9 protein-coding genes are annotated in these 13034 nt (G+C 70.3%); 4 read left to right on the top strand and 5 right to left on the bottom strand.

Features of this window, described 5'->3' with window-relative positions; translation table 11 throughout:
* Nucleotides 1-312: 312 nt before the first annotated feature.
* Nucleotides 313-993 (bottom strand): class I SAM-dependent methyltransferase, encoded by a 681-nt coding sequence (locus tag ACSP97_RS36135; RefSeq protein WP_355151779.1) that lies wholly within the window; start codon nt 991-993, stop codon nt 313-315.
* A gap of 252 nt (nt 994-1245) precedes the next feature.
* On the opposite strand from ACSP97_RS36135, the gene ACSP97_RS36130 reads away from it, so the two are divergent.
* Both ACSP97_RS36130 and ACSP97_RS36125 read left to right on the top strand, forming a co-directional pair.
* Complete coding sequence (locus ACSP97_RS36130) at nt 1246-2070, top strand: SDR family NAD(P)-dependent oxidoreductase (protein ID WP_440555974.1); 825 nt, start codon at nt 1246-1248, stop codon at nt 2068-2070.
* A gap of 101 nt (nt 2071-2171) precedes the next feature.
* Nucleotides 2172-3776, top strand: a complete 1605-nt coding sequence (locus ACSP97_RS36125) for a CocE/NonD family hydrolase (RefSeq protein ID WP_440555973.1) — start codon at nt 2172-2174, stop codon at nt 3774-3776.
* 188 nt (nt 3777-3964) lie between these two features.
* Here ACSP97_RS36125 and ACSP97_RS36120 read toward each other — a convergent pair whose 3' ends face one another.
* The 4 genes from ACSP97_RS36120 to ACSP97_RS36105 all read right to left on the bottom strand — a co-directional run bounded on the left by ACSP97_RS36120 (nt 3965) and on the right by ACSP97_RS36105 (nt 9735).
* Nucleotides 3965-5053, bottom strand: coding sequence for a DUF1996 domain-containing protein (locus ACSP97_RS36120; protein ID WP_440555972.1), 1089 nt, complete (start codon nt 5051-5053; stop codon nt 3965-3967).
* Nucleotides 5054-5216: 163 nt separating this feature from the next.
* On the bottom strand, nt 5217-7394 hold the full coding sequence (locus tag ACSP97_RS36115) for a discoidin domain-containing protein (protein ID WP_440555971.1): 2178 nt from the start codon (nt 7392-7394) through the stop codon (nt 5217-5219).
* A 758-nt stretch (nt 7395-8152) separates the two neighbouring features.
* Nucleotides 8153-9118 (bottom strand): amidohydrolase family protein, encoded by a 966-nt coding sequence (locus ACSP97_RS36110; RefSeq protein ID WP_440555970.1) that lies wholly within the window; start codon nt 9116-9118, stop codon nt 8153-8155.
* A complete protein-coding gene (locus ACSP97_RS36105; RefSeq protein WP_440555969.1) occupies nt 9118-9735 on the bottom strand; it encodes an NAD(P)-dependent oxidoreductase in 618 nt (205 codons plus the stop codon). Before ACSP97_RS36105 ends, ACSP97_RS36110 begins: the two co-directional genes overlap by 1 nt.
* Before the next feature lie 155 nt (nt 9736-9890).
* Between ACSP97_RS36105 and ACSP97_RS36100 the strand changes: the two genes are divergently transcribed.
* The gene (locus tag ACSP97_RS36100; RefSeq protein WP_355527390.1) at nt 9891-10586 is read left to right on the top strand and encodes a TetR/AcrR family transcriptional regulator; all 696 of its coding nucleotides are present in this window, start codon (nt 9891-9893) and stop codon (nt 10584-10586) included.
* A 502-nt stretch (nt 10587-11088) separates the two neighbouring features.
* Nucleotides 11089-12990 carry an N-acetylmuramoyl-L-alanine amidase gene (locus tag ACSP97_RS36095; protein WP_440555968.1) on the top strand — a complete coding sequence of 634 codons (1902 nt, stop codon included), beginning with the start codon at nt 11089-11091 and terminating at the stop codon, nt 12988-12990.
* The last annotated feature ends 44 nt before the right edge of the window (nt 12991-13034 follow it).

The raw sequence follows: 13034 nt of genomic DNA, 5'->3' as shown, positions 1-13034 counted from the left end.
CCACGAGAAGGCCGGGAGCGTCATCGGGCAACCGGCGCCGCGCCGGGTCCACCACCCCACCGGGGAGAGCAGACCACGGCACCCGGGCAGCGCGGAGCCGGAGCACGCCGGCTGACCTGTGACGGTGAGCCTTGACCGTTTGCCATCGGAGGCCGACCACGCCGAGGCGGACTCATCGGCACCCGAGCCGGAACGACTGCGCGATTTCGACGTAGCGAGAACACCCTTGGTCCATGAGAGGCCGCAAGCCCGTTCTCGGTGGCTCGGTCATCCAGCTTGCCCCGATGCCGGGCCTGCTGTGAGCGGAGGGGCTCAGCGCAGCCGTCGCGCACGCAGCACGAGGTCGTCGGTGTGATGCGCGCCGGCGCCGCCGGTGGGTGCCACGCGTGGCCGCTGCTCGTTCACCTCCACCTTCCAGTCGTCGGTGAGCAGGGCGGCGACCATCGAGGGCCAGACGTAGTCAGCCGGGTCGAAGCCGCTGTCGTGCGCCTGCTGGGTGTCCATCCCCGCGTGGTGTACGAGCAGCAGCACGCCGCCGGGCGCGACGGCGGCGAGCAGCGCTCGCTCGGCTGCGGCGTCGGGGGTGCGCAGCAGGGCCGGGTACTGCGCGGAGACCAGGTCGAAGGAGGCCCGCGGGAGCGCCGCTTCCGTCAGCGCGGCGTGTACCCAGCGGACGGCGACGCCTGCGTCCCGCGCGTGCCCGGCCGCCCGCTCAAGCGCCACGCCCGACACCTCGAGCGCGGTCACGTCCCAGCCGCCGCGCGCGAGCCAGACGGCGTCCGCGCCCTCGCCGCAGCCGACGTCGAGCACCCGTCCGGGCGTGAGCCCGGCGACCTCGGCGACGAGCGCACCGTTGGGCCGGCCGCTCCACAGCTGTTGCCGGTCGGCGTATCGGTTGTCCCACTCTGCCCGCACCGCGGGATCTCCCACGTATCCGTCGCCGGGCAAGGACGTGTCAGACGCGGGCGATCCCGCTGCGATGTTGTCGGCCACGGGCCCAACGTCCCTCATCGTGGCCCGGTCACGCCACTCCTGTTGCCGCTCCGGCAAAACGGCGTCCACGGGGCGAGGGACAGCCGGGCATGGTCGCACTGGACGTCATCGAAACAGACCGGCCGCGGCATCCGTGTCCACGTTACAGACCTTCGGTCTTTTGACATCAGACCAGCGGTACCTTAAGTTCCACTGCAAGAGCCCGCTGGTCTGTTAACACCGCGGGAACGTCCCGCAAGAGAGGGAAACCCCATGTCCAAGGTCTGGTTCGTCACCGGCAGCTCGCGTGGTCTGGGCCGCGCCGTCGTCGAGGCGGCGCTTGAGGCCGGCGACCAGGTGATCGCCACCGCCCGTAAGCCCGCCCAGCTCGACGACCTCGTCGCCCGCCACGGCGACCGCATCCGCCCCATCGCCCTCGACGTGACCGACCACGAGAACGTCCTCCAGGCCGTGCGGCAGGGCGCGGAAGCCTTCGGCCGCCTCGACGTCGTGGTCAACAACGCCGGCTACGCCAATCTCGCCGCCGTCGAGGACATCACGTTCGACGACTTCCGCGCCCAGGTCGACACCAACTTCTTCGGCGTCGTGCTGGTCACCAAGGCCGTCCTGCCCATCCTGCGGCAGCAGGGCTCGGGACACATCATCCAGATCTCCTCGGTCGGCGGCAGGATCGGCTCGGTGGGCCTGTCCGCCTACCAGAGCGCGAAGTGGGCCGTCGGTGGCTTCTCCACGGTCCTCTCCCAGGAGGTCGCCCCCCTGGGCATCAAGGTCACCGTCATCGAGCCGGGCGGCATGCGCACCGACTGGGCCGGCTCGTCCATGAGCATCGCGCCGGTCAGCGATCCCTACCAGCCCACCGTCGGCGCCTTCGCGGACATGCTGAGGAACGCCTCTGGCATAGAGGCCTCCGATCCGGCCAAGGTCGCCCAGGTGGTGCACGAGATCGCCGGCCGCGAGGACGCCCCGCTGCGGCTCCTGATCGGCGCGGACGCCTACCAGTACGCCACGGGCTTCGCACAGGCCCTCGCCGACTCCGATGCGCAGTGGCGCAACGTGAGTGAGTCCGTCTCCGCCTAGCCGGAACCGGCAGGCGCAACTCCTCGCCGCCGCACGCGAGGATTTCTCGTCCCACCGGCACGTGGCGATGGCGCCACGGTGGATTCAGGAGCAGCCAACCCATGACCAGCACCGCCCGCGCACCTCGGCTCACGTTCGCCGACCGCGTCACCAATCGTCGTTGGCGTCTTCGCCCGGCCTCCCCGCTGAGCGTCGAACCGATGCGGGTGCCGATGCGCGACGGCGTGACGTTGCGCGCCGACGTCTACCACCCGGCAGCCGAGGCGCACGGCACGATCCTGATCCGGACCCCCTACGGGCCGAAGACGCAGGTCGCAGTGCCCCGCCAGCTCGCCGCCCACGGCTACCGCACCGTCGTCACCTACAGCCGGGGCACCTTCGGTTCGGGCGGCAGCTTCGACCCGATGCGCACCGAAGCCCAGGACGGGCAGGACGTCGTCGCCTGGCTGCGTCTCCAGCCCTGGTACACCGGCAGCTTCGCGACCACCGGCGCCTCCTACATCGGCTACACGCAGTGGGCACTGTTCAACGAGCCGCCGGAGGATCTTCGGGCAGCGGTCATTTTCGTCGGTCCGCACGACTTCGCGGGCCACACCTGGTCGACCGGCACGTTCCGCAACGATCTCATCTCATGGTCGAACCTGATCGACATTCAGGAGACGGCCTCGATGCCCAAGCTCATGATCGACATGCTCGCGGGCAATCCGCGTGCGAAAAGGGCGATGAGGGCCACACCGGTCGTAGAGGGCGTCCGCAAGGAGTATCCGAAGCTTCCATGGCTCGTCGACCGCGTGTCCGACGGCGACCTCGCGTCGTCCCCATGGGCACCGACGCGGTTCGAGTCGGCGATCGAGAAGGTGGACATCCCCATCCTGCTCATCACCGGCTGGCAGGACATCTTCCGCGGGCAGAGCCACCTCCAATACCAGCGTCTCCGTCAGCGAGGAATCGACGTGGCGTTGTCGGTCGGGCCGTGGACGCATCTGCAAGCCGCCGGGAACGCGATGATGCACAACGAGATGCTGCAGTGGTTCGACACGAAGTACGGTCGGCTCGACGTTCCGGCCCGACAGGCGGCCGTCCACCTCGAAGTGACCGGCGGAGGCGGCTGGCGCTGGTTCGCATCGTGGCCCCCCGCCACCCGTACGCTGACCCTGCACCCGAACGCCTCGGGCCGCCTCGGCACAGAGCCGGCGGCCGGAGAGCGGACCTTCGTCTATTCCCCCGATGATCCAACGCCGAGCGTCGGCGGGAACGACTTCACGGCGGGCGGCTACAAGCGCGACGACCGTCTCGCCGCACGCTCCGACGTGCTGACGTTCGATTCTGATCCGATGACGGCCGACACCGAGGTCATGGGCGTGCCCGTGGCGACGATCGACGACCGGACCGAACATGCCGATGCCGACCTCTTCGTCCGGATCAGCGACGTCGCGCCAAACGGGCACTCGACGAATGTCACAGACGGCTACCTGCGCCTGCGGGAGGCGAGCGGCGCGACCACCATCGAGCTGGACGCGGTGGCGCACCGTTTCGCCACCGGTCACCGGATCCGCCTCATCGTCGCCGGCGGAGCCTTCCCGCTCTACGCGATCAACCCGGGCACCGGGGAGAATCCCACGACGGCGACCGTACGGGTCGCGAACCGTCACACCGTCTCGCTCGCCGGAACCAGGATCGACCTGCCCGTCGTCGGTGCGCGGTAGCCGCCTGCGCTCCCCCTTCGTGAGACAGGCGTCCCGAGCACCGTGCCGGCGGATGCGTGAACGGTCCGGCACTTTGCGACCATGCGTCACGCTCTCGTCCATCGCCCGCACGGTGACGGTCAATTGAGGGCCCGGTCGGCGCTGTGCAGGGTGTGGGACGCCGGCCGGGCCGAGCGTGACGAGCCGTGTCAGGGCAGGCGGTAGTCCTCGTTCAGGGCTGCGCCTGCCTCCGGGTGCGTCTGGTCGTACCCACGGGCGTCGCACTGGAGCCCGCCCACGATGCAGTGGTCGACCATGGCCTTGAGCGTGGCATCGTCCCAGCCGTTGAAGAAGTCGTAGTGGAAGGAGTAGCCGCGGCCACTGGCCAGGCGCACCTGGGACATGTCGCCGTTCACCGGGAACGCCATCTTGAACTCGATCATCGGCAGCGCCACCGGATGGTCGGCGGGACAGACGTTGTCGTTGGTGCCCGGCTTGACCACCGGATAGGCCATGTGGCTCTGGTGGTCCGGTGTGTCCAGGTACTTGCCGTCCCAGCAACTGGGCGCCTGGAAGCGGACGTTGAGCTGCACGGAGGCATTTGCCGGGCAGGCGGCCGGGAAGTCGACGTTGAAGTAGCTGTCGCCGCACTCCCAGCCCTCCACGAAGCCGGGGTGGTGGCGGAACTGGTCGGCGCTCTGCATGGGGTCGCCCACGACGAACCGCAGCCCCTTGGGGAAGGGGCGGACGCTCGTGTAGTCGGTGACGCCGGCCTTGTAGTAGATCGTCTGCGGACCGACCGGGAGGATCTTCTGCTCGCCGTTGAACAGCGAGGGCATCCAGTACGCCGAGGCGTCACCGGGCGCCTTGCAGGTGGTGGCGCCGCCGTCGAGGGAGGCCGTGGTGCTGTAGGCGTTGGTCGAGGTGTTGCCCATGAACGTGTGGTCGTGGGACTTGCCGGGCTGACCGGGGAAGACGATCGGGTCGTCCGCGGCGGTGTGCGTGACCGAGCAGTTGGCCTGGAACTCGTGGAAGTAGCGGTGTGGCGGGTCGGCCCAGGACGGCGTGACGCCGGTGACCTGTGGCACGGCCGGTATATAGCCGTCGCCGTCCGGGTCGTCGGCGGATGCCTGGGTGGACACGGCCATCGTGTGTCCCGCCCGGACGGCGCTCACTGCGGCCGGTGCGCTGTCGGCGGTGCCGGTGGCGGCGGAGGCGATGGTGCCGACACCGAGCACGCCGGCGAGGAGGGCGGTGCCGAGGAGGAGTGCGGGGAGCCTTTTCGGACTCGATCTCATGGGGTCTCCTGCCCGTGGGGGGAAGAGGGCCCGCGCACGTGTCCGTGACGCGGGTGGTGCGCTGGCGGCGGTGCCCTCCGCGGGTTCCTTCCTGGTAGGTTTCCGCGGGCCCTGTGCACGGGCGCCGCTTCGGGCTCCGCCACCGTCGTGTGGGGCACAGCGGTCAGCTGTAGACGCCCAGTTCGTGGAGCGAGTAGCCCCAACCGGTGCCGCGTGCGGTCAGTTGCAGACGCACGTACCGCGCGGTGGCCGACACGTCGATGGTGTCCACGTCGCCGTCGCCCGCGGTCGTGGAGTACACCGAGCGCCACGTGCTGCCGTCGTCGGAGACCTGCACCTCGTAGGACTTGGCGTAGGCGGGGTCCCAGACGAGCTGGAGCTTGTGCAGGGCCTTCGACGCGCCGAGGTCCACCTGGAACCACTGCGGGTCGCTCCAGTCGCTGGCCCAGCGGGTGTCGGTGTTGCCGTCGACGGCCAGCTGCGGGGTGCAGGGGCAGTCGCCGTAGGACTGCTGGAACGAGGAGGCGGTCGCGGGCCGGTTCAGCGCGACGTCGGTCCCGCTCACCCGCGGGGCGACGACCTTGACGGACCTGGTCTCGATGCCGGCGTTGCCGTGCCCGTCCTCCGCCTGGAGGTAGACCTTCCACACGCCGAGCTTCTGCGGTGCGGTGACGACGAAGGTGCCGTTGCCGATCGAGCGCCACTGCGCCTCGACGAGCCGCTTGTCGCCGCTGGCGTAGTTGCCGCTGAGGAACACCTTGTACGTGACCGGGTCGCCGTCGGGGTCACGGACGTCGGCGTGCACGGTGAACTCGCCGCCGGCCGGCGCGGAGGAGGCGGGGTCGGCGGTCATGTTGCTGATAACCGGGGGCGTGTTGTCGCCCGCTGTCGACCCCGTGTACGCCTTCTTGACGGCGTAGTAGGACAGCCGTTTCAAGCCGTCGGGCACGAGGTTGAACCACACCCCGCCGAAGTCGTGTTCGGTGCCGTAGTGAAAGAGAGTGGCGCCCAGGGCCACGCCCTGGTGGCCGGTCACACAATTCCACGCCTTGGTGTACCCGTCCGCCTTCTGGACATCGGTCGGCTCGTCGGGAATGCCGTTGACGTCGTCGGGCACCTCCCACTCGCCGGCCGGACCGGTCTCGGTGACGATGTACGGCTTGGTGTAGCCGCCGTCGAGCCAGTCCTGGCGGACCTGGCACACGTTGCTGTACGAGTTCACCGCGTACAGGTCGAGGTCGGGGGCGTTGCGCTTGTAGTACGGCCACGCGCCGGTCCAGGCGTCGGTGGAGGTGACCGGGTGGTCGGGATCGATGCTGTGGATCTTCTTGGCGACATCGTTGACGAAGCTGGTGTAGGCGTTGCGCTCCGCCTCCAACTGGCTGCCGCTGTAGCAGTTCTGCAGACCGAGCACCGACTCGTTGCCCACGTTCCACATCAGCGTCGCCGGATGGCTCTTGTAGGCGTCCACCCACTGGGCGAACTCGGTGAGCATGGCGTTCTTGTACGTGGTGTCGGTGACGTAGTCGACACAGCCGCCGGCTCCCGGCCCGCCGCCTGGCTGGAGCCAGAATCCGTTGATCACACGGATGCCGTTGGCCGCCGCGGCGTCCAGCAGAGCCTTGCTGGAACCGTCGGTGCCCCAGGTGCGGATCGTGTTGGCGCCCATGGCCTTGACACCCGGCAGGTAGGTGGACGCGTCGGAAGCGGCCGGGCCCCAGGTGACCCCCTTGACCGTGTACGGCTGGCCTCCCACGGTCAGGCGCCAGTTGCCCTGGGTTCCCTCGACTTTGACGGCGCCGGAGGCGGGCGGGGGCGTGGTGCCGGCCGGGGAACCGTAGACCTGGAACTCCCACAGCGAGTACCCGTACCCGCTGGAACGGGCCAGCCCCTGCATCCGGACATAGCGGCCGGTGCCGGACACCGCGAGGTCATCGGTGCCGCCGTCGCCGCCGGTCACCGTCTTCAGGACGTGCCAGTCGGTGCCGTTGTCGGACGCCTGTATCTCGTAGTCCTTGCCGTAGGCCGTCTCCCATGTCAGCACGACGCGAGTGAGGTCGGCCTCCTGGCCCAGGTCGACCTGGAGCCACTGCTGGTCGCTCCACTGACTGGCCCACCGGGTGCCGGTGAGGTCGCCGTCCACCGCGGCGGCGGCCGAGTAACCCTCCCCTTCCTGGGAGGAGGCGGTGGCCGTCTTGCCCTGGGACAGCAGGGTGTCGGCCGCGTGCGCGCTCGGTGCGAACGCGAGGGTGATCGAGGACGCGAGGAGGGCGCCGAGGGCGAGAAGAGACACGGCGGCCCGGGGTGCGGCAGGGACGGTCACGGAGGGCGGTCTGGACACGGGTGTGCTCCTGACAGTCGGTTCGGTGGGGGGTGTGGCCCCACCGGCCGGAGCGCTGGGCAGGCTCGGACCGGCCGGGGAGGGAGTCGTCACCGGGGCCGCTCGCGGAAGCGGGACAGCAGCACCGCGACCGTTACGCCGACAGCCCCGCGATTCTCACGGGGTTCGAAGTGTCGGTCGGAGCACCGCGCGGGCCGCGAGGCGCCGCCGCCGGATGGTTGCGCTTCGGACATATCAGTCGGGGACACGAAGTCGTCTCCTTCACAGGGACGTTGCCGACAGACGACGCTGAAGAGCCCTTTCCCGCACCATGCCCGTCCTGCATGTCCCGGTCAAGCGATCCGGCACACTTTTCTTTGACCTTGATTTAAGGACCTTGCTACTCGTTGCGGCACCCCACGAAGTCCCGACTGCGATCCCGGGCGCCGAGGATGATCAGCGGGATACGGCAGGGAATCCCGTGACGATCACGGGGTAACACCATCATCGACCGGCCGCCCTCCCAACGGCATCGAGGCACAGCGGGCGCCGGTAGCCGGGCGGGCCGAGCGGCCCGCCCGTGCGGCGACGCTCCCTTCGTGGTGACGCCTCGGCCCCTCATGCGACGAGAACGCCGCGACGCCCACCCCGCCCGGCTCCGGCACCGGCCATCACCCCCCGGACACACCGCGCCCGCAGGCGAGCCACCCGCGGACCGCGTCCCCGGCCTCACGGGACAGAACACCCGCAGGGCGCCCGGCAGTTGGCCCAGAAGACGGTCAAAGACACAGGAGCCGGCGGGCGTTGCCAGAGGCGATCTTCTGCTTGTCCGCGTCCGGGAGGCGCGTCCGTTCGAGGGCGGCCACGGCCGCACCCGTCCTCTCGTAGGGGTAGTCGACGGCGAACAGCACGCTGTCCGCACCGAGCACGTGCACGAGTGCTTCGATCGCGGCCGGGGACAGCACACCGCTGGTCGTGGCGAGCACGTTCGTCCCGAAGTACTCGGACGGTTTGCGCCGCAGCGGGTGCGGCACGGCGAGGGTCGCGTAGCGCGAGTCGAAGCGGGAGAGCTGGAAGGGAAGGAACTCGCCGGCGTGCCCGAGGATCATCGTCGCCTCCGGATGCCGGTCGAACACCCCGGACATGATCACGCGCATGGCGTGCCCGCCGGTGGCGGCCTGCCAGCTCCACAACGCGCCGTCCAGCTCGGGATGGGCGTCGAGGACGTGCCAGTGGTCGGCGGGTGGCATGCCGGGGTGCAGGTACAGCGGCACACCGAGTTCGCTCAGCGCGGACCAGACCCGGTCGAACGCGGGGTCGTCGAGGTACCGGCCCTGGACGTGGTCGTTGACGAGCACTCCCTTGAAGCCGAGGCGTTCGACGGTCCGGCGCAGCTCCGTGACGGCGGCGGCCGGGTCCTGGAGCGGGAGCGCCGCGAAGGCGGCGAACCGGCCAGGGTGGGCGTCGACGATCTCGGCGAGGTGGTCGTTGACGTACCGGGCGTTGTCCACCGCGCGGGCCGGATCGGTTTCCGCTTCGATGCCCGGGACCGTGAGGGAGAGCACCTGTACGGCGATGCCGTTGGCGTCCATGTCGGGCAGCCGCAACCGCGTGACGTCGGGCAGCCGGGCGGCCATGTCCGCGAGGAAGGCCGGTTCGATGTTGTCCGGCATCGGCATCGGCGGCCGCCGGTCTGCCAGGCCTGGGATCGCGATGGCCTCCTCGACGGCGATGTACCCGCGCATCAGGCGCGTCCCACCGGGACGAGGATCCCCGCCGCGCGGGTCGGCCGCTCGACCTCGTCGAGCATCAGCGCCGCGACGGTGGCCCGGGAGGCGTGCGGCGGCAGAACGGGCTTCGTGTACTCCTCCAGCGGGATGTTGCGGCGCCTGTCGCTGATGCCGCCGGCCCACAGGTCGGGGGCGTGGAAGACGGTCGCGCCGCTGTCGAGGGCGATCGAGTCCGCGGCGGCCTTCTCCGCCAGTTCCCCGCCGACGAAGGACTTCATGACCCATTGGTAGATCCCGCCGCCGGAGCCGACGGAGGAGCCGGAGCCGAGCGCGCCGAGCCACAGCGTGCGCACCGGGACGTCGGCGAGGACCCTCGCGCCGGCGACGAGCGTTCCCTGGCCGTCGCCCTTGCCGATGCCGAGGGCGGAGACGACCACGTCGACGTCCGCCAGGTCCGGGAACGCGGCGGGTGCGGTGACGTCGGCCCGGCGGATCTCGACGGCCGGCCGCCCGGGCACCGGGCGGGTCTCCGGCCGGCGAACCAGCGCGACGACCTCGTGCCCGCGTTGAAGGGCCTGTTCGACGACGAGGCGGCCGACCCTGCCGGTCGCCCCGAGTACGGCGATACGCATGCTTCCTCCCAAGTAACTAAACACCTGTTGGTTATGTAAGTGAACAAGTGTTGGTAACCGGTGTCAAGGCAGGGGGGCGGAGGCGAGGGGGTTGGAGGCCGGCGCACGGCCGGCGGTACAGTGAACGGCTGTTGCCGAACGCCGGGAGTACGACTGTGAGCAGCAAAGAAGCCGCCCGCCGCCGACGGAACCCACGGGGCCAGGGACAGGTCCTCAAGGCCGAACTGGTGGAGGCCGCCGCCCGGCTGCTGGCCACGCTCGAACGGCCCGAGACGCTCACCCTCCGGCAGGTCGCTCGCGAGGTCGGCGTCGCCCCCGCGAGCATCTACGGGCACTTCCCCGACCTCGGCGCGCTCGTCCAGCACGTGCTGCGGCTGCGCTACGACGAACTCGCCGCCGTCATGCGCACGGCCGCGGACGGCGCCGAGGGGCCCCTGGCCGACCTGGTCGCCCGGTGCGCCGCCTACGTGCACTGGGGAGTCGATCACCCCGGGCCGTACCGCACGCTCTTCGGCGGCGGGATGCCGGCCGAGCTCGTGCCCACGAACGCACACGGCGCGGGAGAGGAACTGCTCGGATCCGTCGTCGCTTCGCTGGCCGGCGCCCGGCAGGACCAGCCGGGACACCAGGGCCGTCCCGAACACCAGGACCGTCGCGGCCCCGAGCAGGACTGGCAGGCCGGCCTGCTGCTCTGGACCGCCCTGCACGGCCTGGTCGCGCTGTACAACGCGCACGGGAACATGCCCTGGCCCGACCTCACCGATCTCATCGCGCAGACCCTCGCCCTGCACACCGGAAGGCCCGTCGACGAGATCGTGGAGCTCGCCCGGACGGCGAACCGCCCAACGTAAGCGGCTCACGCCGACAGCTCCGCACGGTCTCGATCAATCCAGGACCCAGTAGACGAGCCCGCGCCAGGCCGCGCCCACGACCGTCCCGCCCGAGGAGACGCGGCCACCGTCCCAGCGTCGTCCTCGTCAGTCCGGCGCGTCCGGGTGGCCCAGCGACGACGTGTCGACTGAACGCCGTAGCCCCGGGCCATGACCCTCCGGTAGAAGGTGCCGAACCGGCGCGGCACCCCGGTTAGGGCGGCCCCCGCCCTCTCCAGCACGGCAACCGTGTCGGCGACCTACGCGATCGCGGCGTCCGCGAACACGAACCCCGCACGGGGAACTCGCCGTGCCCGCCGCGGTGCGGACCGCTCGGGAACCCGGCGCGCTCGATCATCGTCCCATCATGTACAGAGCACCTGATGGGAAGTCAGGCGGTTCCAGGCCGCAAACCGGCCTGGAACCGCCGTAATGGTGGCTTTCGGGGTCCGGATTCGATGCAGGAAAGTCAGGTAACTTACACGTGCATGAGCGCAAGCCGCGCCGGCGGCTGTCACTGATCCTCACGGCAGGGGTGCTGGCGGCCACGGGAGTCACGACCGCCTCTCCGGCCGCCCAGGCGGCGGGAGATCGGACCGCGGCCGACAGCCGTCAGCACGCCTTTGAGCGGGCCGCGGCGGAGTACGACGTTCCGCTTCCCGTCCTGCTCGCCGTGGCGTATCACGAGTCCGCCTGGGACGCCCACGCGGGTGAACGCAGTACCGGCGGCGGCTACGGGCCCATGCACCTGACCGAGGTGACGACCGGAATGCTGGCCGCGGGCGACGCGGGCGCGGTCGGTCGCGCCGACCTCGCCGAACTGGCCTCCGCTCCGTCCCTGCACACCCTCCAGACCGCCGCCAGGCTGACGGGGCTGCCCGAGAAGCGACTGCGTGGGGACGACGCCGCCAACATCCGTGGGGGCGCCGCCCTCCTGGCCTCGTACGCGAAGAACACGGTCGGCGGTACTCCGAAGGACCCCGGCAAGTGGTACGCCGCCGTCGCCCGTTACAGCGGTTCCTCCGGGCAACGGGCGGCAGAAGCATTCGCCGACAGGGTGTTCGCCACCATCGAGAGCGGCGCGGAGGAAACCACCCGGGACGGACAGCACATCGAGCTGCCCCCCTCCCCCAACGTGCGGCCGGCAACCGGGCAACTGTCCGCGCTGCACCTGAAAGCAACGGCCACGACGGGCGACGGCGACACCGAGTGCCCCGCCACCATCGACTGCACCTTCCTGCCGGCCGCGACGGCCAATGGCCAGGTGTCCGACCGGCCCGCCAACGGGATCAGGATCGACTCGATCGTCATTCATGACACCGAGTCGTCCTACGACGCCGCCCTGAACTCCTTCCAGAAGCCGGGCGGCGGGTCGGCGCACTACGTCATACGCTCCTCCGACGGCGCCGTGACCCAGATGGTGCCCACCAAGGACATCTCCTTCCAGGCGGGCAACTACTCGACCAACCTGCACTCGATAGGCATCGAGCACGAGGGGTACGCCGCCGCGGGCGGCAGCTGGTACACAGAGATCGAGTACGAGACCAGCGCGGAACTCGTCCGGTACCTGGCCGGGCGCTTCGGCATACCGCTGGACCGGCAGCACATCATCGGGCATGACAACGTGCCAGGCCCCAGCTCGGCCCTCGTCTCCGGCATGCACTGGGACCCGGGCCCGTCCTGGAACTGGGAGCACTTCATGCGGCTGCTGCACGCCCCGGTGGGCGGCCGACATGGTGTGGGCCCTGTGGGCTCCGTGGTCACCATCACCCCCGGGTACACCCGCAACCAGCAGAACGTGCAGGTCTGCCCGTCCGACGACCCCACGGGCGCCACACCCGAGTGCACCGAGCGGACCCAGCCCTCCGACTTCGTCTACCTGCGCACCGCGCCCAGCGCCACCGCGCCGCTCTTCGGCGACCAGGCCGTCCATCCGGACGGCGTCGGCACCGACCGCATCAGCGACTGGGGCAGCACCGCCGCGGCCGGGCAGCAGTTCGTCGTCGCCGACCGACAGGGTGACTGGACGGCCATCTGGTACAGCGGCACGAAGGTCTGGTTCCTCAACCCGCACGGCTGCAACACCACCCCCGCCCATGATGTGACGGTGGTCGGCGCCGCCGGCACCTCACCGGTGGCGGTGTACGGATCGAGCTACCCGGACGCGAACGAATACCCCGCCGGGCTTTCCCCCTCCACCCAGGCACCGCTGGCCTTCTACAGCATCCCCGTCGGCCAGGCCTACGTCACCACCGCCGCACCCGCTCCAACCGACGACTACTTCCCCTCCACCGGCCGGGTCGTCACCGGAGGGAAGAGCATGTACACCATCCAGTACAACCACCGCACCGCCCTGGTCTACGCTTCCGACGTCACCGCACGGTAGGCCCCGGGGCCGCAGAGCCGCCCCGCTGCCGGTCTCGTCGAGGG

This window comes from Streptomyces sp. SCPE 10, from assembly GCF_051980735.1.
GTDB classification, from domain to species: domain Bacteria; phylum Actinomycetota; class Actinomycetes; order Streptomycetales; family Streptomycetaceae; genus Streptomyces; species Streptomyces misionensis.
The sequence above is the reverse complement of the archived record's forward strand: the minus strand, read 5'-3'. Positions and strand labels throughout refer to the sequence as shown.